General features: G+C 37.1%; 21 protein-coding genes. 9 read left to right on the top strand and 12 right to left on the bottom strand.

The window, feature by feature from the left end; genetic code table 11:
- The first annotated feature begins 462 nt into the window (after positions 1–462).
- From CAL6303_RS02295 to CAL6303_RS02285, 3 genes are all read left to right on the top strand, one after another.
- Complete coding sequence (locus CAL6303_RS02295) at positions 463–903, top strand: tellurite resistance TerB family protein (protein WP_015196205.1); 441 nt, start codon at positions 463–465, stop codon at positions 901–903.
- A gap of 268 nt (positions 904–1171) precedes the next feature.
- Positions 1172–1942 carry an SDR family oxidoreductase gene (locus tag CAL6303_RS02290; protein ID WP_015196204.1) on the top strand — a complete coding sequence of 257 codons (771 nt, stop codon included), beginning with the start codon at positions 1172–1174 and terminating at the stop codon, positions 1940–1942.
- Between the two features lie 246 nt (positions 1943–2188).
- Complete coding sequence (locus CAL6303_RS02285) at positions 2189–2977, top strand: hypothetical protein (protein WP_015196203.1); 789 nt, start codon at positions 2189–2191, stop codon at positions 2975–2977.
- A 35-nt stretch (positions 2978–3012) separates the two neighbouring features.
- On the opposite strand, the gene nagA is transcribed toward CAL6303_RS02285, so the two are convergent.
- Together nagA and CAL6303_RS02275 are read right to left on the bottom strand one after the other, a co-directional pair.
- Positions 3013–4206 carry an N-acetylglucosamine-6-phosphate deacetylase gene (gene nagA / locus CAL6303_RS02280; RefSeq protein ID WP_015196202.1) on the bottom strand — a complete coding sequence of 398 codons (1194 nt, stop codon included), beginning with the start codon at positions 4204–4206 and terminating at the stop codon, positions 3013–3015.
- A gap of 80 nt (positions 4207–4286) precedes the next feature.
- Complete coding sequence (locus CAL6303_RS02275; protein WP_015196201.1) at positions 4287–4652, bottom strand: hypothetical protein; 366 nt, start codon at positions 4650–4652, stop codon at positions 4287–4289.
- Between the two features lie 416 nt (positions 4653–5068).
- On the opposite strand from CAL6303_RS02275, the gene CAL6303_RS02270 reads away from it, so the two are divergent.
- Complete coding sequence (locus CAL6303_RS02270; RefSeq protein WP_015196200.1) at positions 5069–7210, top strand: GumC family protein; 2142 nt, start codon at positions 5069–5071, stop codon at positions 7208–7210.
- A 182-nt stretch (positions 7211–7392) separates the two neighbouring features.
- Here the strand turns inward: CAL6303_RS02270 and CAL6303_RS02265 are convergent, their stop codons facing one another.
- The 3 genes from CAL6303_RS02265 to CAL6303_RS02255 all read right to left on the bottom strand — a co-directional run bounded on the left by CAL6303_RS02265 (position 7393) and on the right by CAL6303_RS02255 (position 12488).
- Positions 7393–8178: a sulfite exporter TauE/SafE family protein gene (locus CAL6303_RS02265; protein ID WP_015196199.1), complete on the bottom strand. Its 786-nt coding sequence runs from the start codon at positions 8176–8178 to the stop codon at positions 7393–7395.
- A 352-nt stretch (positions 8179–8530) separates the two neighbouring features.
- A complete protein-coding gene (locus CAL6303_RS02260) occupies positions 8531–9283 on the bottom strand; it encodes a hypothetical protein (protein ID WP_015196198.1) in 753 nt (250 codons plus the stop codon).
- A gap of 931 nt (positions 9284–10214) precedes the next feature.
- A complete protein-coding gene (locus tag CAL6303_RS02255; protein ID WP_015196197.1) occupies positions 10215–12488 on the bottom strand; it encodes a PAS domain S-box protein in 2274 nt (757 codons plus the stop codon).
- Between the two features lie 974 nt (positions 12489–13462).
- Here CAL6303_RS02255 and CAL6303_RS02250 point away from each other — a divergent pair.
- Positions 13463–15574 carry a cation:proton antiporter gene (locus CAL6303_RS02250; RefSeq protein WP_015196196.1) on the top strand — a complete coding sequence of 704 codons (2112 nt, stop codon included), beginning with the start codon at positions 13463–13465 and terminating at the stop codon, positions 15572–15574.
- Positions 15575–15845: 271 nt separating this feature from the next.
- On the opposite strand, the gene CAL6303_RS02245 is transcribed toward CAL6303_RS02250, so the two are convergent.
- Complete coding sequence (locus CAL6303_RS02245; protein ID WP_015196195.1) at positions 15846–16820, bottom strand: acetamidase/formamidase family protein; 975 nt, start codon at positions 16818–16820, stop codon at positions 15846–15848.
- Here CAL6303_RS02245 and cbiE point away from each other — a divergent pair.
- The 4 genes from cbiE to CAL6303_RS02225 all read left to right on the top strand — a co-directional run bounded on the left by cbiE (position 16779) and on the right by CAL6303_RS02225 (position 20176).
- Positions 16779–18035 (top strand): precorrin-6y C5,15-methyltransferase (decarboxylating) subunit CbiE, encoded by a 1257-nt coding sequence (cbiE, locus tag CAL6303_RS02240; RefSeq protein ID WP_238993763.1) that lies wholly within the window; start codon positions 16779–16781, stop codon positions 18033–18035. The genes CAL6303_RS02245 and cbiE overlap by 42 nt on opposite strands.
- A gap of 385 nt (positions 18036–18420) precedes the next feature.
- A complete protein-coding gene (gene bchM, locus CAL6303_RS02235) occupies positions 18421–19107 on the top strand; it encodes a magnesium protoporphyrin IX methyltransferase (RefSeq protein ID WP_015196193.1) in 687 nt (228 codons plus the stop codon).
- A 155-nt stretch (positions 19108–19262) separates the two neighbouring features.
- A complete protein-coding gene (locus tag CAL6303_RS02230) occupies positions 19263–19754 on the top strand; it encodes a hypothetical protein (RefSeq protein WP_041738985.1) in 492 nt (163 codons plus the stop codon).
- Between the two features lie 41 nt (positions 19755–19795).
- Positions 19796–20176, top strand: a complete 381-nt coding sequence (locus CAL6303_RS02225) for a DUF423 domain-containing protein (RefSeq protein WP_015196191.1) — start codon at positions 19796–19798, stop codon at positions 20174–20176.
- Positions 20177–20200: 24 nt separating this feature from the next.
- Here CAL6303_RS02225 and CAL6303_RS02220 read toward each other — a convergent pair whose 3' ends face one another.
- The 6 genes from CAL6303_RS02220 to CAL6303_RS02195 form a co-directional block, all read right to left on the bottom strand.
- Positions 20201–20497 (bottom strand): antibiotic biosynthesis monooxygenase family protein, encoded by a 297-nt coding sequence (locus CAL6303_RS02220; RefSeq protein ID WP_015196190.1) that lies wholly within the window; start codon positions 20495–20497, stop codon positions 20201–20203.
- Positions 20498–20545: 48 nt separating this feature from the next.
- Positions 20546–20845, bottom strand: coding sequence for a hypothetical protein (locus CAL6303_RS02215; protein ID WP_015196189.1), 300 nt, complete (start codon positions 20843–20845; stop codon positions 20546–20548).
- A gap of 19 nt (positions 20846–20864) precedes the next feature.
- Positions 20865–21137 carry a hypothetical protein gene (locus tag CAL6303_RS02210; RefSeq protein WP_015196188.1) on the bottom strand — a complete coding sequence of 91 codons (273 nt, stop codon included), beginning with the start codon at positions 21135–21137 and terminating at the stop codon, positions 20865–20867.
- Positions 21121–21396: a BrnT family toxin gene (locus tag CAL6303_RS02205; protein WP_015196187.1), complete on the bottom strand. Its 276-nt coding sequence runs from the start codon at positions 21394–21396 to the stop codon at positions 21121–21123. Before CAL6303_RS02205 ends, CAL6303_RS02210 begins: the two co-directional genes overlap by 17 nt.
- 308 nt (positions 21397–21704) lie before the next feature.
- A complete protein-coding gene (locus tag CAL6303_RS02200; RefSeq protein WP_015196186.1) occupies positions 21705–22157 on the bottom strand; it encodes a hypothetical protein in 453 nt (150 codons plus the stop codon).
- An 80-nt stretch (positions 22158–22237) separates the two neighbouring features.
- Positions 22238–22516: a hypothetical protein gene (locus CAL6303_RS02195; protein WP_015196185.1), complete on the bottom strand. Its 279-nt coding sequence runs from the start codon at positions 22514–22516 to the stop codon at positions 22238–22240.
- Between the last annotated feature and the right edge of the window lie 473 nt (positions 22517–22989).

The raw sequence follows: 22989 nt of genomic DNA, 5'->3' as shown, positions 1-22989 counted from the left end.
TGATGCTGAGGGATTTATCCTGTTTAGGTACAGATTTTGGCTAGTTTTCTGAGAAACTATGTCTAGAGATGAAGAGTTACAATTTTCTTGAATGAATACGAACCTAGGCTAAATCGAATTCAAGATATTTGGGATGAGGGTTATTCCCCCATATTCACCCAAGAATAATCCTACAGATGGATCTGTCAATCATTTGTGAAAAATTCTTGTCGGTACTCATCTAAACTTTTAGATTCTATGAATCAAATAATTCTACTAGCGAATTCAATCTGCCAAATTTACTCAGTAGATTATTCTCTCAACAAAATAAATATACTTAGATAGTCGTGATATTTTTTACCTATTTTCAGGGAATACTTAAATTATCAGAAAAGTGACGTTGTACTAGGGCTATTACCTACCTAGGCAAGCATTAGTAGCAACGTCATTTTCAAATACTTCCACAGAAAGGATAACATTAAAATGGCATTATTTGACAATGAGTTCAGTAATAATACTGTAAGAGAAGTTTTTAGTCCTGCGGAAGCATTCGCAGCAATTGCCTTACTAGCAGTCGGTTCGGATGGATATCCATCTGATGAGGAAACGAAAAAAGTTTCTATGGCACTGTCGTGGACAAAACTATTTTCTACTTACTCTACTGAAGTAGTGGATCAGATTTTGGAAAAGCTGTTGAAAATTCTGCACCGTGAAGGATTCAATACTTTGTTTGAAACGGCTAAGGAATCTTTATCATTTGAATTACGCGAATCTGCGTTTGCAGTTGCTGCTGATATTATGTTGATGAATGATGCCATTACCCAAGATGAACAAGGATTTTTAAAGGATTTATATCATTATTTGGGTCTTAATGAGCAAGTGGCTAATCAAATCATTGACGTTATGCTGATGAAGAATCGCTAAGTAGGTGGGTGGGAAAAATCATAGTTATGATCAGGCAGTGGGCAGTCGGCAGTTGGGATAAGGCTTTGAACCTTATTTACATTAAGTTACATAGTTTGGCTTATTTATGCCTACCTACTTCATCGAAGTCTTTGTGTCTAATTGATAATTTTGGATTTGTAGCGAAGTTAATCAGGACAGGAATAAATTGTGAACGCGACTCCCTGCGGGAGTATCGCGTTACCATATCCAAGGGGATAATAGGCGATATTCATGACACCTGCATATTATGGTTTCACTTCAAAACAAAATTATTTTGATCACTGGTGCTAGTAGTGGTATTGGTGCAGCTTGTGCAAAAGTATTTGCTGATGTGGGTGCTAGGCTAATTTTAGTGGCAAGAAGGTACGAAAAATTAGAGCAACTTGCCACAACATTACAACTAACTTCCCAGACGGCTTATTTAGTACAATTGGATGTACGCGATCGCATTGCGGTTGAATCCACCATTTCTAATCTGTCCCCGGAATGGTCAAATATTGATATCTTGATCAATAATGCTGGCTTAAGTCGTGGTTTAGATAAACTTCATGAGGGTAATTTCCTTGATTGGGAGGAAATGATTGATACCAATATCAAGGGTTTACTTTACCTGACTCGCTACGTAGTTCCTGGGATGGTGGAACGGAAAAATGGTCATATTATCAATATTGGTTCCATCGCTGGACATCAAACCTATCCAGGGGGAAATGTATATTGTGGAACAAAAGCCGCTGTCAAAGCGATTTCCGAGGGTTTGAAACAAGACTTGTTAGGGACTCCAATCCGTGTTACTTCTGTAGATCCGGGAATGGTAGAAACCGAATTTAGTCAAGTTAGATTTCATGGGGACAATCAGCGTGCTGAAAAAGTCTACCAAGGAGTTACACCTTTAACTGCCGATGACATTGCAGACACAATATTTTTTTGTGCCACTCGTCCTGCACATGTCAATATTAATGAAGTAATTTTAATGCCTGTTGATCAAGCTAGTGCCACTTTGGTGAACAGAAAATTATAAATTCTAGAATCTTTCGGTAATTACGTAATATCTCCAAAAGATACTTCGGTTTTAGATCTTATGTATATATAGTAGAGACGTAGCACTGCTACGTCTCTACAAGTGTTTTAGGTAAAAGATAATTAGTTTCCCAAGAAATGTAATTATAAATTTAAGTAAAAAATAGTTATTGAGTGCTTAAAGTAGTTAATTTCAGACAATTTTCAGGGAACTCTATAATCATAGCGCCTTTATTCTCCATCAAACATGAATAGAACTGCAAACCCTCATGAATTCCAACTCCAAAACGAATCCACTGGAGATAAAATTATTAATCGGACTCTGGCAAATAACATAGATACTGATACTGATACTCTCGAATCATTAGTCTCTCATGATGATTTTTATGTTCGTCGTGCTGTAGCAGGAAATTACAACACTTCCAGATTTTCGTTGGCGAAATTAGGCGATGATGTGGAAGAACAGGTAAGATTTTATTTAGCAGCAAACCCAAAAACACCTGTAGAAGTTTTGGAGAAGTTAGCAGATGACGAATCTGACGATGTGCGATCGCAGGTTGCCGGAAACCCTAATACACCCGTTAAAATCTTAGAAAAGCTCGCTACAGATGATCATTTAGAAACATTACGTTTACTTGCCGAAAATTCCCAAACCCCCACTAATGTCCTTTCTCAAGTTGGTGACAAGTTATTAAAGCTAGCGCAGGAGCGACTATTCTATAGTCATGAGTCTTCCACGTTGCGTGCGATCGCTAGTAACCACAATACACCAGTTCAAATCCTCGAACAAATCTGTTCCGTCGATGATGGACATAACCAATACTGGTTATTAGCTCTGAGTGTGGCACAGAATCCTTACACACCAGCATATCTTCTGGAAAAATTAGCTCAACATCAAGATGTAGAAGTACGTCGCAGCATCGCTTCTCACCCCAGAACCCCTGCTGCGACTCTTGAAAAACTTGCTACAGATAAAGAACAAGTTGTCACCCAAGCAATTCAACAAAGGTTTGCTATCAGCGGAGAAAAAAGATAATTTTCGCCACAGGGTGCTTCTGCAAGTTAGATTATTTAGAGTAGACGTTGCCAATGCAATTGCTGTTTATCTAAATCAAAACTCCATCTGAGAAGATGATTTGCATAGCTACCGACACCCATACCTGGTAAACCTATAGCTTTTCTTGGTGCTTCGGTTGCTAATGCGATCGCTATCGTCTCAGCGAAGCGCAACTTTACCGCATCTGCGAGTCTTTCCTCACACAACCCCCACTTTACCAAATTCTGTACCCCCACCAACAAAGGTAAAGTTGTCCCTGATAGAGTACCATCAGTTAATCTGGCGGTACCATTCACTACTTCTATTTCTCGACTATCCCAAGGATAAGTTCCATCAGGTAAACCCAAAGGGGATAATGCATCACTTACAAGAAAAGCACCTTCTTGATAGGAGCTTGCACGTAATAGTATATCTAACATCATAGGTGAAACATGCTCACCATCAGCAATAAATCCACACATGACATTGGGATTTGTGATAGCAGCACCCAGTAAACCAGGTTGACGGTGGTGTAGGGGTGGCATAGCATTAAATGCATGTGTCACCATTGTTGCACCCCGATTAAAAGCTTGTTGTGCTTGAGTTGCAGTAGCTTGTGAGTGTCCTAAACTAATAATAATACCATCGGGTATATGGGAAATAACCTCGCCTGTGGGATCTAATTCTGGGGCAAGAGTGATAATTTTTACAATATGACTATAATCTCCTAAAACTCTTTTTACCTCAGCGATTTCTAGAGGTAATAAATATTCAGCCGGATGTGCGCCGCGTTTCTGATAATTTAAAAATGGTCCTTCTAAATGCACTCCAAGAATTTCTGCTTGCTGAATACTGCCGCTGAAACTATTATTTATATAGTTATCAATAATTGCCAAAGAACGGTGAATATTTTCAACTGATGTTGTCACTAATGTTGGCAAAAATCCATCAACACCACAGTTGTAGAGATACTCACAGATTTTTGGCAACATATAAGCATTCTCAGCATTTAAATCTGGGAAAGCTAATCCCAAGCAACCATTAATTTGTAAATCTATTCCACCTAATGAAATCCAATCTCCGGCAACGTCAATTATTTCTCTATTTTCAGATGTGGAGAGTTGATGTTGTAAACCCATTGGCAAAATTTGCTCAATGAGATTTTCATCATTTACCAATATTCTTTGTAAAACATCATTCTCGATTCTGGCATTAATGATTTCAATCATATAAACATCCGGTTGAATTATGTGATTATGCGAAGTATACGCGAAATTATTCAGCAAATCATTTTAATTAAGGGATGTTTTTATCCAGCTATTCTATTTCTGATTCTAAATTTTTCATACTCACGCTGTTTATGCTGCCAATACTTATTTATTTTTTCTTTTGCAGCAACTGCACCTTCATATTCTTCACCCCCTTCTAAAATCAGACATTTCCTAACTTTTTTCCGCAGGTCGGATACTATTTTACCATTAACTTTGCGGGTAGATGACCAATCCAAAAGAGGTTCTATTTCTGGGTAACGATTGGTGTATGCTACGTGGGGATAAAAGTATAGGCGCTGTGTAAAACTATTATGCCATCGTAGACATTCACGAAATGCTTTTAAGGAAAATTCTGCTTTGGGTTGATGTTTTAACTCTTCTACTTTTGCTTTAAAGAAGGGCAAAACTGGAGCGTTATTAGCAGTCGCTAACGTGACTACCTCATATCATTTAGCCGTAAATCTCGACGAAACCAAAGCAACTGCATAATTTTTATTTCTATTGGGAACAATTGGTACATAATTGCTATTCAAATATAGATAAAGTCTTAAGTTAGATCTATATACAAAGATAAAATGTAAAATTTTATACAGGAAATGAATATTTTAATTGTTAGAAAAATAAGCTTAAATTTTCGCTATTTTTGCGGATATATATTAATAAATATTGAATGTGTTTAATAACGGTTATGACTAAAACATCCTCTTCAATGTACTTGATTTACTGCCAAGCCAATTTCATTAGCTGTCAACACCGACTACATTTTTGAAGTTTACACTAAAAATTGTAATAATTACTACTTCTAAGGAGATATTTGGTAGTGGCTCAAACTAGTTTTAATCAAAGACCAATGGTGATGATATCACCAGAATATACTGTCAAACTAAAACAACTAATGATGGTTTTGTTACATCGACGTAATCTCGTTGCGGGTGTTTCTGGTATTACTTTGTTAATTGCGGTAGTTTTGGCAATATTAGCAAAACCAACTTACCAGAGTTCGATGCAGATATTGGTAAGTTCTAATTCTGAAAAAGATCAGACTAATAAAGATGAAGAAATAGACTTTAATAGTCAATTTAAGTTGATGCTAAGTTCTCAACTAATTGATAAAGCAGTAAAATTACTTCATCTAGCTAATTCTGAAATTCAAGCAGAAGATATTAAAGGTAAAAACGCACAAGATTCACCTTTAAAATTGGTGCGGTTAAATAATGAATTTGGAAGAAGTCAAGAAGAAATTTTTGATTTTACCTACCAAACAGATAATTCCTATGAAAGTAAGCAAGTTTTAGAAGCATTAAAACAGGTTTATCAAGATTATAATCTTGAACAGAAAAAACAGGAAAAAGATAGAATTGCAGAAGTTGTTAATCAGCAATTATCCAAGGTAAAGCAGGAACTAAAGCAAGCTGAAGATCAATTTCTCAGTTTTCGCAAAAAACACGATTTTGCTGATTTTCAGTTACAATCTAAAACCGCTTTAAATAAACTCAAAGATACAAAAAATCAGATTCAAGTTATTCGTACCCAGCTTCAAAAACTACAAGCGAATTCTCAAAACTTGGAAAAACAGTTAAATTCACCTTTTCGGAATGTATTTACTGTTCCTAGTCTGGTTAAAACCAAAAATCAAGTTTTACTTAATGAACTGAAAAAAACTGAAATAGCTTTAGCAAAAGAGCGTATTCGCTATACAGAATATTCTCCGGTGGTACAAAAACTAGTTGAACAACATCAGATGCAGATGTCACTCTTAAAAAAAGAGTTGGGTTTGTTTGGAGAAGAAAGTAAGCTAGTCAAGAGTAGTCAAGATTTAGTTTTGTCTCCAATTGCGATGACTGCAATGAATTTGAAGCTAACGGAGGAGATAATTAATCTCAAAACAAAAACTTCAGAATTAGTAGGCAAAGAAAAAAGTTTACTTGCAGCAGAACAAAGACTCAAAAATGAATCAAGTAATTATTTCCACTTGTTAACGGAACAAAATCGACTGGAACAGGAAATTAGTCGAAATCGTAAGAGTTTAGACAAGCTTGTAGAATCACAGAATTCGGTAGATATAAAGGTAACTCAAACTGGCTTTAATTGGAAAATTTTAGAGTCTCCAGAAAGAGGAATATCTATCGGCAATGATAAATTATCATTTTTATTATGGGGAATGATCATTGCACCAATTTTAGGAATATTAGCTGCTTTTTGTTGGGAATTATTGAGTGATACCGTTTATTGTTCCCAAGAGTTCCAGGAATTAACGAATGTGCGTCTGTTAGGTAAAATTCCCAAATTATCTGGGAATAAAAAGCAAAAACATCCAATAATTTCCTTTCCTGAAATTGCCACATTATTTGTTGATTCACCTCAACATTTATCTAATTCATCTTCCCATGAAGCGATTGATATTGCTTATCAAAATATTCAAGTTCTCAATTCACCGTTTCCCTGTAAGTCATTGATGGTGACTTGTGCGGGTACAGGTGAGGGAAAATCAGATTTGCTGGTGGGTTTTGCAGTAAGTGCAGCGAGGATGCATCAAAGAGTGTTAATTATTGATGCAAATTGGCATAATCCAACTTTACATAAAACTTTAGATTTATCCAATGAATGGGGTTTATCATTATTGTTAGTAGATGAGGAAAATCCCTCATTTCAAGATTATATCCAACCAATTCATCCGTCAATTGATGTTTTAACAGCAGGAGTTATGCCTGAAGATAGTTTAAAACTATTAAGTTCAAATAGGATGAAAGAATTACTAGAATATTTTGAACAGATTTATGATGTAGTTTTAATTGACACTCCGCAAATATTAAAAACCATTGATGCGAGAATTTTGGCAACCTTATCAAAAGGTATTATTATGGTGGAACGAATGGGACAGGTAACTAGGAGTGAATTGGCAGAAGCGATCGCTATCTTGAATCAGCATAACTTAATTGGTGCGATCGCTAACTTGGGATAAATCAACAGAAGCCAGTCTCAACCAGAATAACCTAATTGGTGCGAACTGCTCACATTGCAGCAGCTTCGCTAACTTGACTGATATGATGTTCCTAACAAATATTCAGGGTTCAATTCCTCTGCCTAAGGACGGTGGCACCTTTGCGGAGTCGGATAATCTCGCAAAACTGCGTATTTATACACCTACAGCCTTTGCCATCCTTGCCAAAAGATGTAAATTGATAAAATCGCCAACAGCGAACGAAAAGCAATACTAACAACAGCATCAGGTAACTTAGGTAAAAAGCGTGTACTAATTTGAGCACCAACTAAACCACCTAAACCCAAAATAGCGCCTTCCATCCAAGCTATATTACCATTTGCTGCGTGTTGGATTGTAGATGCGATCGCTGTCATCACAATCACCCCCAAACTCGTTTGGATTGCCACCTTAATTGGTTCAGCCAGTAGCAACATCTGGAGTGGTACCATAATTACACCACCACCAACCCCAAACAAACTAGATAAAATCCCCGCAGCACCACCAGTTATTACCCGCGAAACAACAGGGTTACTTCGAGAAGTTGTTGTGACTTCCTGCTTTACTAATTTTTGTCGCAAATCCACCAAATAGATATTTAATAGCAGCAGTACACCAAAGCCAATTAACAAAAATCCCGAACCCTGCTTATACTGCTTCGTCAACTCTGCCAACTCCACACCAACCTTAGAAGTCAGAATCGCCGGAATTCCCAACATAATTATCGGTTTAAACCGAAAATAACCCATCCGCCAATTTTGCACAGTTCCAGAAATCGATGTAATCACAATCGCCAAACTACTGGTAGCAACCGCTTGTAAAGGAGAATAACCCAAAGCCACCTGCATCGGCACCAAAACAGTACCACCACCAATCCCCAAAAAACCCGCCATAATTCCCGAAATCAAACCACCAATCACCAAAATGAGCCAATTTTCAGGTAACACCATAAATAGAACATGGGAAACAAGATAGTTCAAATTATGGCATTTAGGATGAAGTGCGATCGCTTTCTGTGCTCAATACCTTATGGCAATCAAAGCTAGGTTCTGCTCTCCGCACAGCGTTAGCTGTAAAAGTCTTCTAGTGGGGATAAGGAACAGGGAACGGGCAACAGTTTTATATCTTTTTTTTTGTGATTTTTATCCCACAATGAATTAAGAATGCGAGATTTTTAAGCTTCGTAGCAATATTTTCTTGCTCCTTGCTGTGACATAATAATCAAAGCATATTAAAATGTGGCTATCAAGGGCTAACCACTGTTAGCCCTGACAATACAGGACTGATATTTATGAATATTATTTACCTGTAAATTGCCAGTTTGGATGTAGAACTTTCCAATTCATACTGAATAAGCTCTACAGGGTGATTATGTGCATAATCTAATAATTCGTAAGTCCATTCGGAAAAAATATCAAATATCTTTTCAACTGTATCAATTGCTTGTTCATATTGCAACTGAGTTAATTGAATATCTGTAAAATATTTTTCAATATCCGATTCATTCATCGTATGTCCTGTCTCTACCTCCAAATGTGATTCTCCAAAGTACATGTATTCTTTACCTGTGATTGTCTTTAATTCTCTGGTAATTTTTGAAGATACAGAGAAAAAGGTATTTCCCATTGCCTCAAGGGCTTCAATTGCCACAAGTTTTATAACTGGTTCAGCTTGTAAAGTTAATCCAGCAATTTGATATGATATTTGACGTGTAATTTTAGTTTCGTCACTCCAAATAAAGTTAATTGTTTTGGCAAAATTCCATTGATGATTCAATTCTAATTTTTCTAGATCGATTGAAAACCAAGATGAGTGAGATTCATCTTCTTGAGTATGTTCATTAACCATGTGTTGAATTTGATCATGTGAGTAATGAGCATAGTCCCTGAAAACATATTTATTTAAATCACTAAAACTCATAATGAAGTGAGCCATACATGGAGCAAAACTTAATCTTTGTCTTGGATTTATACCTTTATCTTGCATAAATTGAAACAAAGGTAGGTTGGCAAATTCTTGCTTTTTAACTTGAATTATCTCTAGGATCTCTTTCATTGAAAACTCACTTTTGTTGCTAAAATTATCAAGTAAAATTACAGTAGCTCAAGCTTAAATAGTAATTTGGGCTATGCTTAACTTTTCTGGAATCAATTTGATAGTGCAACCTGATAATTCAGCAGCATCAAGGTTAAGAGCATATCAATCTCAAATACCTTTTGCATTAATTCATTCTAAACACTACTAAACCCTAACTTGATGCTTGCAAAACATTTGAATTTAGTTAGTATTTTGTATTAGAAGGTAGCGTGACAATAAATCTAATTTAGAGTATTCAATTAACTTTGACCGCAGTAAATACTCAGGAACGAGAAATTATCTTCGCAAGTAATATTTAATTTTGGGTTTTACGCAATAATACTTATAAAACAGCAAATATAAAGAGAATTAATTCATAGATTATATAAAAATGTATTAAAAAATGGTGAGGATTATAACTAGGATTATTGCTTGCTTAAAAATGTGAAGAAATCATAACGCAAGATATATGAATCATAAAAATATAATAGTGATCTTCTTCTGATTTTTGAATTTAGATTAAACCTCATATAGAAAACTGTAGTTTTTCCCAAAGATTTTGAGCAGGTGAAACCTAGGCTGTTTACTCTGTGCTTTTTTAGGATTTAAATTTTCATGCAATATCTATCTACGGTGTACACACAACTCTAAAAATCCTTATTTATTCACATTGATTTTAAAAGCCCATGCGCCAAGTGCACGCTACGCTACAGGAAACGAGCCTGGGCGGCAGGCTTTGTTCTTATAGCCCTACCCTTATAAAGGGCTAATATGACTTGTGTGTACACCAGTATTACTAAGCTTAGAAGCATCTAAATGACATCTTTTGAAGTCCAAAAGGCTTGCTATAAAGCTTTTGCGATTACAAACTAAGTGCGTTTGAGCTTACGTCTCTTCTTCAGAGATATTATTAAGTATTGCCAACTTGAAATATGGGAATATTGATTAAAAACTCTGTCCCTTTGCCTAATTCGCTATTACAGTGGAGTTCCCCACCATGTCTATCAACAACAATTTGATAACTAATGGAAAGTCCCAAGCCTGTACCAACTCCAACAGGTTTTGTCGTGAAAAATGGGTCAAATAATCGCTTTTGAATTTCCGGTTCGATTCCTATAGCATTATCTCTAATACTTATAGCGATGCGATTATTCTCCAATATTTGAGTGGTGATGTTAATAGCGGGATTTGAAACTTTACCCTTTCTAATTCCATCTTCTAAAGCATCAATAGCATTAATCAGTAAATTCATAAAGACTTGATTAAGTTGTCCAGAATAGCAAGCCACTTGAGGCAAATTTGCATAGTTCTGGATAATTTCAATCCCTGGGTAATCTGGTTTGGCTTTGAGACGATGTTGCAAAATCATCAAGCTGCTTTCTATCCCTTCATGAATATCAACTGTTTTCATCTCAGCTTCATCGAGTCGGGAGAAGGTTCGCAATGACTTGACTATTTCTCTAATTCTCTCTGAGCCTACTTTCATTGAAGATATAATTCTCGGTAAGTCCTCGATTAAAAAACCCAACTCAATGGCTTCGATTTCTTTTAAAATTATTTTTTCTGGTTGAGGATATTCTTGTTGATAAAGCTTAACTAGATTGATTAAATCTTCAGTATATTGGCTTGCATGAGATAAATTACCGTAGATAAAATTGATGGGATTATTGATTTCGTGTGCCACACCAGCTACAAGTTGCCCTAAACTGGACATTTTTTCGCTTTGTACAAGTTGGCTTTGAGTACGTTTGAGTTCTGTTAATGTTAGTTCAACTTGTTGAGTTTGTTGTGTGGCAGTTAGTGTAGCTTGTTGACTATGGGTATAAAGTTCTGCCTGATTAATAGCGATCGCAATTTGATCTAAAACAGCTTGTAATAATTCGACTTCATCTTGAGTCCAAGGACGAGTTTCTTTCCAATGTCCGCAGACTATGACACCAATTTGACCAGAACGTGTTTTGATTGGTAAGACTATTTCTGATTTAATACCCAAACGTTCCAAGAAATTTCTGTGTATAGGTTCGTCAAATTCTTCTACATCATCGATTTGGAGAATTTCTTGATTTAAAAACATTTGGGTGACTGGTCCGATTTTCTCGGCAGGATGACACCCTAATAAAGTGGGAAGTTCTGAATGTTTTGATTCTTTAAGGGTTTCCCAAGAATATGGTTCGGTATCGGTTTTGAACCAAGAGAAGCTACAACGATCTATTTGTAGTAAATCTCGAATTTCCACTACCGCAGTTTCTAATACTTGATCGAGGTCAAGTGATTCGCGGATTTGGCTAGCTAAAATGTTTATTAGTTGCTCTCGACGTGCAAGTTCACGAGATTTTGCTTCTGATTGATATAAAGCTTCTTCTGCTTTTTTGCGTGTTGATATATCTCGCGTAACAGTAGCAAATGCGATAGGTTCTCCTGTTTTTTGATTTTTAAGGGTGAAAACGTTGTATTCAATAGGTATTAGCACACCTGTTTTAAAGTGTTTAAAGCGAAATTCACCTTGCCAACGACCTTCTTGGGTAACTGCTGGAAAAATATTTTCCCCAACAAAAGGTAAATCCTCATGTGCATGATAATCTGATATGTTTGTATTTAAATATTCCTCTTTTGTTTCAATTCCCACCAGTTTTTGACCAGCTTCGTTTATATATAAAGTTTCGCCATTAAGAGTTGCGATCGCTATAAAATCTGAACTATTTTCGACTAAGGAGACAAAAGTTCTTCGTTCCTCTTCAGTTCTTTTGTACTCTTCTAGTTGTTCTTGATATAGCTTTATATCTGCTTCCGCTTGTTGTAATGCCTCTTCTGTATCTTTAATGTTATTAACTATATCAATATAAAAAATAGTACCGCCAATTTCACCATTTGCATCATACCAAGGAGAACATTCCCATTTCAACCAATCAACCGCACCATCAGCTTTAACTATCTTTTGTGCATCGCATTTTTGTGTTAAACCTGTTAATAAACAATGCTCATGAATGTTTTTCCAATCTAAAGCAAAGTTTGGGAAAACTTGGGAATAATATGAATCAAGGGAATTTGGTTGACTATAACCATTTTCTTTTAACCACTTGCGACTAGCTGCAATGTAACCCATTTGCCGATCGAACATGGCGACAGCGACAGGTGTATGCTCCAAAAAAATTTGGAGAAGTTCCTGGATATTTTGCGTATACATAGCACGGATAGTAGTAGATTCCTGGTTTTTGAATTTAAAATAAGTTTATAAAAGTTCAACTGACTTGCCGAACTTTAAAAAAGATTTTATTCGCTACTATAACCAGTATTCTCACTATTTAGCTTCCGGATTTTTTCGTAATTATTTATGTTTTTTTCTTGAGAAATATTTTAAGTATGTAAAAGTACTAGGTTGGCAAGTTAATAAGTTCCTCTACTTTACGAAGATATACTGTGAGCTTGACATTATATATTTAGGGTCTGCTGTATAGCCCTTTCGGGCATCCAAGAAACGCGTAGCGCAGGATTAGCTGAAAAAGTCTTTTAGTAGGGGTAGCGAACAGGGAACAGTTTTACCTTTATTTTTTCTGTTTTTTTGTACTCCAATAAATCTGAATGCAAGTTTTTTAAACCTCAAATCCTTATTTGCTTGCACTTTACCCGGAGAAAATTTTAGATATTGGAGATGCTTACAAAATTTGTAAAATCCGTGATATCAAGGATTTGGGGCAATCAAGTTAGGTTGAATTTGAGTCAAAATTGCAAACTTTTAGGTTCTTATTGGTTTTTTGGGGAGGTGCTTGTAAACTTGATTTGGAGCGTTTGTTTACTAAAGCTTTCAAGTTGCGCCGTGTTTTAACCTTAGATGACGTAAGGCATTGACTAGTACAGGTTGGCACGTTTAGTTCCATCGAATGACCCCGCAAAGCTGCCTTGTAAAATCCTCATCGCAAAACTTACTTTCGACTTGTTTGAAATTACCTCTTCAGATAGATATTAAGTAGTAAGCAATACAAAAAAGTATATAGATTTTGTTTTTCGATAATATAAATGAAATTGAGTTGTGATAGGAATCTCAGTTCATCATGTATAATTATAAGCAATTATTAACTGGCATGAAAAAGTAGCTTGATTACTCATTTCTATTAACCTAAGTAGCTGATACGATAATATTTTTTTCACAGTAAATAAATCATGAATTTGATCAATAGTCCAATTATTTCCTTCACGATTCTCTTAATCGTCATATTTATAATTCCCCCCATCTTTGAGCGAATAAAACTACCGGGATTAGTCGGTTTGCTTATAGCAGGTGTAGTTTTGGGAGAAAGTGGATTCAAACTGCTTAATCATGAATCAGATACAATCAAATTGCTTTCCGATATTGGGAAAATCTATTTGATGTTTGTAGCCGGGTTAGAAATAGATTTAGAACAATTTAGGAAAACTAAAAACCGCTCTATAGGATTTGGTTCATTAACCTTTATAGTTCCTCTGATTGCTGGGATTATTGTGGGGAGAATATTCAATTTTAGCTGGAATAGCTCTGTTTTAATTGGTTCATTACTTGCCTCACATACACTTCTAGCATACCCAATTGTCAGCCGTTTAGGAGTAGTAGCAAACGAAGCTGTAACAGTAACAATTGGTGCAACAATTTTTACTGATACGGGTGCTTTACTAGTTTTAGCCGTTTGTGTGGGGATTCATGGAGGAGAATTTACACCTCTAAGTCTAATGACTTTATTAGCTGGATTAGTAATTTACTCCCTAGTTGTCTTATTTGGTTTTGATTGGGCAGGGAAAGAATTTTTTAAACGAACTGGTGATGAACAAAGCAATCAATTCTTATTTATTTTACTGGCTTTATTTTTAGCATCAGTTGGCGCGCAAGTTATTGGTATAGAAAAAATTGTTGGTGCATTTTTAGCAGGATTAGCAGTTAATGATGTTTTGGGACGTAGCCCAGTAAAAGAGAAAATTGAATTTATTGGTAGCGTTTTATTTATTCCTTGTTTCTTTGTGGATATGGGATTATTAATAGATATTCCCTCATTTATCAAAACCCTGAGTTCGTTTACTATTACTATAGCAATTGTCGTTGCTTTAATTGGTAGTAAATTCATCGCTGCATATTTAGCGAAACTCTTATATCGCTATAATAATGCGGAATTAATCACGATGTGGTCGTTATCTTTACCACAGGTTGCAGCAACATTAGCAGCAGCATTAGTGGCTTATCAGACTGTTAACTCTGCAAATGAAAGATTGATTAATGATGCAGTTTTGAATAGCGTTATTGTATTAATGCTTGTCACTGCTATTGTTGGTCCGATGATTACATCGAGGTTTGCGAGTTCTCTAACTGTTCCCCAAGCTGAATTAGCTGATGAAAACTTCTTTAGTTGGTGGGGTAATGTAGACTCCAAGGAAGTTGTGACTAATCAGAATAATTTAGTTGAGACAGACCAAAATACTCAAAATATATTTAATGTATTTACTGTAATTGTCCCCATTTACAACCCACAAACCCAACGTTATTTACTGGAAATGGCAGCACTTTTAGCTCGTCATGAATCAGGAAAAATGGTACCACTAGCCATCACAAAAGGACATGTACAAATGGATAATCCTCTTGTGAGAGTAGGGCTAGCACAAAGTAAACAAAGGTTAGATTTAGCAACAGAAATAAGTAAAGAATTTGATGTTGAAGTATCACCAGTCATTCGGATTGATGATGATATTGCTTTAGGTATTAGCCGTACTAGTCGTGAACAGAATGCAAATTTAGTTGTCTTAGGTTGGTCTGCAAATATTGGTTTAAGGGCGCGTTTATTCGGTAATCTAATTGATAGCATATTTTGGTCTTCCCACTGTCCTGTTGCAGTTACACGCTTATTAAGTAGTCCGACGGAATTTCGGAAGATTCTTGTCCCTCTTGGAGATTTAACACGTCAAACTATCGGTACTATTAGATTTGCTCAAATTTTAGCTGATGCTAATCAAGCTGAAGTGGTTTTGTTGCATATTTCTAACCCTAGGACTCCACAAAGACAAGTTGAATCGTTTAAATCGAAAATATTAGATATTGCGTCAGAACACAAGTTACAAGTAAGTACTAATATTAAAACAGTTAGGGGCGATGATATTGCCAAAAGTATTCTTGAGGAAGCAAGAAATTTTGATTTGGTGGTTTTACGTTCTGTACGGTATCGTACTGCTGGAGGTTTAGCAGTTAGCGAAGTCACAACACATGTGATTAAAGGATTAAAAAGTTCAATAATTTTACTGGGAGAACCAAGTTAAATTTTGTTCATTACTACTATTAATTAAGTGTAAAATATAACATTAATGCGGCAAGTATGATAATCAGCGATTGGTGCGTGACGCGATAAGTTTCATTGCTTCGTTGAAATATTTTCGCAGCGTCACACACCCTACAGAAAAATATGCCAGTTGCGTAAGTGCTATGCAAGTAATTTAGTTTTTTAACAACATTTGGGGGTATAATTACTATACCTAACGACGGCAGACCATTTTGTGTCTGGGTTAAATCCTCCGTTACAAAACAGACTCATTACTTATTTTTTAAATTCCACTCACCAGGTAAAATACTTTTAGGCAACATCCCATGTACACCCTTTTGCGGACTATTAACAACCTGAGTAATGCGAAAACTCACAGCTAAACTACACAGCACATACGCATCTTCAGCAGACATATTCATCGCATCCTGAAGAAAACTAATCATGTTTCTTAAAGCATCTTCAAAAGCTGCATCCAAAGTCACCCCAAAACCCATAGTAATAATATCAGATTCAGTTTCTGCAATGGGCAACTTCCAAGGTATGTCTTTATGAACAATTAACTGAATCACACCATTCATCGATGTTTCAATTGCAGTTACATTCACTTCCCCATCACCCTGTGCAGAATGTCCATCACCAATGGAAAATAAAGCACCAGGTAGGAAAATTGGTAAAAATATCCGGGAATTAGCTTGTAACTCAGGGTTATCGATATTCCCACCATAATACCCCGGTGGAACTGAAGAGCGATCGCACTCTGGTGTCGCTACCCCTAAAATGCCAAAAAAAGGCTTCAAAGGAATCTTGATTCCTGAATTTTTGGGAAACTCAGCAACTTGATTCACCAAATCCAAATCGATAAATCTCAAAGCTGGTTGTGTAAATTCTTTCGGTAATGCACCCCAACCTGGACGAATTGCATTAAAACCCACAGGTAAACTTGGAGAAATCGACTTTAACCGCACTTCCAAAATATCACCTGGTGCTGCATCTTTAATATAAATTGGTCCAGTCAGTAAATGAGGACCTCCAGAAATCTTTTTTTCATCTGGTAAATTTTGGCAAATATCTAGAAATTCCGCAGTTAAAAACTCCGCTGGTGCTTCTTTGTGGACATAATAACCTGTGTAGGTTTCCACCTCCACCGTATCACCAGAATCAATCGTGATTGCAGGTGGTAAAAGGTGGGAAAATCCACCCAAATGAACCGTTTCTTTCGTAGCTTTGAGGATATGGTGATGCATAAATGGTTATCGGTAGTGGGAATAGGTGAAGATGGACTTCAAGGATTGAACCCGGTAGCATTAGCTTTAGTAGAACAAGCCAAAATAATTGTTGGTGGAAAAAGACATTTAGCAATGCTGTCTCCCACTGACAACCGGGAAAAAATCGTTTGGGCGACACCAATTGCTGCTACTGTAGAAAAAATAATTGCTTACCGTGGTCAAGCTGTTTGCATTTTAGCAAGCGGTGATCCCATGTGTTACGGAATTGGAGTCACCTTAACTCGGAAAATTCCAATTTCCGAAATGACAATTATCCCCTCACCTTCAGCCTTTAGTTTAGCCTGCGCTCGGCTGGGATGGTCACTGACAGAAGTTACATGTTTGAGTTTATGTGGTCATCCTGTAGATATTATGCATTTGCATCTCCACCCAAACGCAAAATTATTAATTCTCAGCGCTGATAAAAACACTCCCCAAATTGTCGCTCAACTATTGACAAAATCTGGTTTTGATGGTAGCAAAATTACAGTTTTAGAAAGAATGGGGGGAATTCACGAACGTATCACCACAGGGGAAGCAAGGGAGCAGGGAGCAGGGAGCAGGGCAGAAATAGAGATTGCAGACTTAAATACGATTGCTGTAGAATGTATCGCGGATACGGGAATTACAGGTTTATCCAAACTAGCAGGTTTACCAGATTCAGCTTATGAGCATGACGGACAACTTACAAAGCAAGAAGTTAGAGCCGTCACCCTAGCAGCATTAGCACCAAAACCGGGAGAACTACTGTGGGATGTGGGTGCAGGTTGCGGTTCCATCTCCATCGAATGGATGCGTAGTAGTTCTAGCTGTAGTGCGATCGCTATTGAGCAAAACCCCGCACGGTTACAGCATATTACCAATAATGCAGCATCTCTGGGCGTACCAAATTTAAAAATCATTTCTGGTAAAGCACCGGAAGCACTAGTAGATTTACCAATACCCGATGTCATATTTATTGGCGGAGGAGTCACCACAGAAGGACTATTAGAAACCTGTTGGCAAGCTTTACCCCTAGGTGGACGTTTAGTAGCAAACGTAGTCACCGTTGAGGGAGAACAAAAATTATTTACATGGTATCAAAAATTTGGCGGCAACTTCACACGCATCGCCATTCAACGCGCTGAACCCATTGGTAAATTTCTCGGCTGGAAAGCAATGGCACCTGTGACACAGTGGACAGTGACTAAATGAGTAATAAGTAATGAGTAATGAGTAATGAGTAATGAGTAATGAGTTAAGACTTATGCAACTGGCACATCTTTGGGAGCATCCAATTTTAGCAAATAGCCCATCAGGCTAGAAGCCTGGGGCTAAACAAACAAATCCCACCTTCGTGGGCTAAAAAGAATCTAGCCCACGAAGGTGGGCTTTGCTCGTATAGCGATACCCTTCTAGGGTATTGCTTCCAAAACAGGATGCTCCCCATTTTTTTCATAGGCTGTGTGACACTTAGATCAATTGGAAACGAAAAATGAGGCTTTTGGTGTCACGCACGAACCTTTTTTTCCCTATCGCTTGTTAGTGTGAACAATGGTAAGTTGTTGTTGCAGGAGTTAATTAAGGAGATTTGGTTAGAGTGAACGCAACTGATGATAAAAGTGTTGTCAAAGACTATTTTAACTCCATTGGTTTTGATCGTTGGAAGCGAATTTATGGCGATGGTGAAGTTAATAAGGTGCAATTAGACATCCGCAATGGACACCAGCAAACTGTAGATTCAGTTATCGCTTGGTTAAAAGCTGATGATAATTTAACTGGTTTATCTATCTGCGATGCTGGTTGTGGTGTGGGAAGTTTGAGTATTCCCCTCGCAGAAGCAGGTGCAAGCGTCTACGCTAGCGATATTTCCGAGAAGATGGTGGAGGAAGGTAAAGAAAGGGCTTTACAACTATTTGGCAACCAAAATAATCCCATCTTTGCAGTCCAGGATTTGGAAACTTTAGGTGGAGTATTCCATACAGTAATTTGTTTGGATGTGTTGATTCATTATCCAGAAGATAAAGCCGCCCAAATGATATCACATCTGTGTTCACGCGCCGAATCACGGATTATATTGAGTTTCGCCCCAAAAACCTTAGCTTTAACTTTACTGAAAAAGATTGGTAGTCTTTTTCCAGGTGCAAGTAAGACAACCCGTGCATACTTACACAGTGAGGCGAAAGTGATACAGTTTTTACAGGAAAATGGCTTCAGTGTTCAACGTCGAGCCTTTACAAAAACTCGCTTTTATTTCTCACGGATTTTGGAAGCTACAAAAAATTAGGGAATAAGGTGGGAAGTTAGAAGTCATTGAGCGAAGTCGAAATGACTTCCTAACATTTCTTTACCAACTTCTAAACTCCTAACTATCAATTACGCTGGTATGTTGAGGCAAGTAAAGTTAGAATCGCAAGCAAGGTTCATATCTGGGGTATGAGTATGAAGACTGCGGAAAAACTAGCTGCTGCTTGGCTAATGGTGTTGGGTTCTATGTTTATCACACTATCAGTATCTGCCAGTATTGAAAAAAATAATATTCAAAAGCCAATTTCGCCAATTATAGATGAAGAGGGACTAGTTAGGGATTTTCAGAATCGAGATGCATTGTATTTACTGGAGACAACCAGCAGAAATGGGATGATATTTGGTATCCCGACGTTGCTTTTAGGTGGATACATGAGTTTTGGGTTGTATAGTCAAAGTAGGCAAGAGAAAAAAGCCCTACAAAAACAAACAAGCGATCGCTTACAGTCTCTATTCTATCAAATGGTGTTAGAAAACCATGGTAGAGTTACCCTACTAGGGTTTGCGATGCAGTCAGAGTTACCTGCTAACACAGCAAAGGAATTTTTGGACGAACGTGCCAAAGATTTTAATGCTAACTTTAAAGTAAGTGAAGACGGGATTGTATCTTACTATTTTGACGTGTAGAGAGTCAGGAAACAAACCTAAAGTACTTATTTTATATATCTATGTTTCAAATTTTCTTGAGCGTAGCATCAGTTTTTGCTGGTTCAGCAGTCATGGCTGGAGCATTTGCTTCCCACGCTTTACGCTCTCAAATCAGTCAGCGATCGCTTGAAGTGTTCGAGGTAGGTACACGCTACCAAATGTACCATGCTTTGGCTCTGTTGGTGGTGGCTCTATTAATTAGCCAAAATCCCTCCCCTCCGTTGTTATTGGTGATTAGTGGCTGGTTATTTATCGCTGGTATTTTGATATTTTCCGGTAGCTTGTATGCTTTGAGCCTCACAGATATTAAAATCTTGGGAGCAATTACCCCCATTGGTGGAGTGGCATTTATTGCGGGTTGGATTATTTTAGCGATCGCGTCTTTCCAAATTAAGGCGTAATTCCATCAAAAAATCTAATTTTATTTATTTCTCAAACACAACTTGGTAGTGTTCCACCGTTGGGAAAGGTTCATAGAAATGATGTAGCAGGGAGCGCCACTGCTGATACTCTGGTGATTGTCGAAATCCAATTGTGTGATCTTCTAACTTTTGCCAGCGTACAAGTAAAATATATCGGTTAGGATTTTCTATGCAAACTTGTAGTTCGTGAGAAATGTAGCCTGACATGGAAGCAATAATAACTGAAGCAGTTTTGAAGGCAACTTCAAACTCCTTAGTCAAACCAGATTTAACATCAAGAATGGCAACTTCTAGTATCACAGGTGTAATTAATCTCAACTCAAAATAGTCATAATTGAAATCATTTAATTAACTGCCTATTCTTTTAATTTTCCCTCTGATTGTACAAATACCATGAAGTCCTATTGATGCAATTATGGCACTTAAAAGTGTCCATACCCCATCAGCAAATAGGTTAATTCGATGAATATTTTGCCGTGCTTCTGCAACAAACAAAGTTTCTAAATTAGATTTACTTTGAACAACACTTGCAAAGGTATTATAAGCCTGTTGTAAAGCATTCCAATCTACTAAAGCATAATAGCCAAATATTCCAATTCCCAGCATACCTGGCAAGATAGTAAATAGTACAAGGGGTAGGTAACGCAATGATTAAACTCCCTAAAGATCACTTTTCACCTGTTGCCTCTAGCTCTATATTCCCAGGGCTTTGGGTGACAAGAGCCTGGTTGCTATTCATAACTCGCAGGAGAAGCCTTAAAGCCTCATTAACGGCATGAGCATCAGGAAACATTTGTGCGACATCCGGCTCTAGAAGAACCAAATTTGTGCTTTTTTGATAACGTTCAACATACTTGCCTCTGACCCCTCCTTCAAGTTGAGAAAAGTCATACTCAGGAAGTAATTCATCTTCCATCTCGCTATTAACTTTCCTGTTCATAGAATCTCCTTTCTGTTTTGGTGGCTTTTCTGGCACTGATAATCCGTATCGTTTCGTCTCGGTCAGTATGAGCAATAATTAGAAGTTGCCCAAATCTAGATATACCAATAATAACGTAGCGATTCTCCCCAATTGAATGGTTTGGATCGGGAAAGGTGATAGACAGCGAGTCTTTGAATACTGTAGCCGCTTCCTCAAAAGAGACACCATGCTTTCTATAGTTTGACTCAGCTTTGTCTGGGTTCCACTCAAATTCCATGGGAAACTGCTCACTACCACCCCTGAATTTTATCAGTTAATCTTCAGTCATAATCAAAATTTAGAGGGAGGTTAAATTTTATGAATTTAAATAACGTCTAAATAAGAGAATAGTTCAGTTGAAGTAACTTATAGAAGGTGATTATTATATGCAGGCATTCCGTATAATAAGTAGTTATGCTGCTGGGCTGATCGCTTGTTAATGCAGCTCACTCATACTGAAATCCACTCTTGTGACGAAGATATAAATAATTACTGCTTACTATTGACAATAATATTGTCTAATTAGTTCTCCACGACTACTTAACACTAAAACTTCTGCCACTTTGTAAAGTTAGTGCTGTTTGGTCGTTCCTGCTGGCTATACAGACCAGTTCCATCGCCACCTACAATCGTAATAGTTACTTTTCCGTCATCAAGTAAAACAACTGAAGTAATACTCTTTGCTTCCATGGTAGTGCCATTATTCCAGAAAAACTTACCCGCATTTTGATCTTCATTCTTTTCTAATGACTTAATGCCATCGGGTGCAAAATAAGGTGATGGTTCTCCAATTCTCCAGAGCAGTTTACTATCACCTCCTATTACAACAAGCATGAAGCGACCATTTTCCATGCTTGTTCCACCCATATGCTGTCCTTCCATTAGAGTATTAGCTTGCTCATCCCAAATGACAGGCTTCCAAGAAGAATTCAAATTAGCTCGATAGTGTAGAATTCCTCCATCGAGTTTCCAATTAAAAAGACTTACTTTCTTATCCATTTTAAAAATTCCTCGAACTTAATTTAGCGCAAAGACACGAATTAATAACATAAAAAGAAGAAAAATATATTAAATATGGATTATAAAGTTTCAAAAGCCTTGAGCATCGCATTTTCACCACCCCAAGCTCGTCTAACATCATTAGGATCGAGAATTCTACAATTTCCAAATACCTTGTTTCTTTGTAAACGCCATCCATTCACATTGGCTATTTCAGTCCAGAAAATATGACCACCCATGGTTGGCATGGAAATATTCGGCATTTCCCCCAACTCCTCAAGGATTCTGCCGATGATTTGAGGATCTTCAGCAATGCGGGTAAGGGTTCTAATGGCTAACAGTTCCGGAATAAAACTCATGTTGGGTTTCTCCTTACGAGAAGCTAACTATTTATTATGCAGAAACTTTCTGAATGTCATACTAAGCAATTGTTTAATAGAAAGCATTCTGAGCATTTTCATTATAATATCAACAAAAATTAAAGTATACCTCGTAACATACTATATAAATATATTCTACGTGTAAACACTTATAATATGTATTAAGCTCTCAGCCTTAAACTCTTGATTTTACGTTGCTCATTTATTCTGCAAGCCTCTAGTAGTCTGTCAATTTTATTTTGACGGGTATGTACACATCCAGAATCCCGTAGAGACGTAGCAATGCTACGTCTCTACAACCATCATTTTTATCTTGACAGACTACTAGTATGTTCTTGCGACGTAGTTAGTAGGGAAAACAGAGAAGTTGGACGAATCGGATCAAGGATTAAGCGATTATCTTTCCGATAACACTCAACATATTTACCTCTAACTCTTACCTCAAATTGGGA

Origin of the sequence: Calothrix sp. PCC 6303, assembly GCF_000317435.1 — a bacterium.
In the GTDB taxonomy this organism is placed as follows: Bacteria; Cyanobacteriota; Cyanobacteriia; order Cyanobacteriales; family Nostocaceae; genus PCC-6303.
The sequence above is the reverse complement of the archived record's forward strand: the minus strand, read 5'-3'. Positions and strand labels throughout refer to the sequence as shown.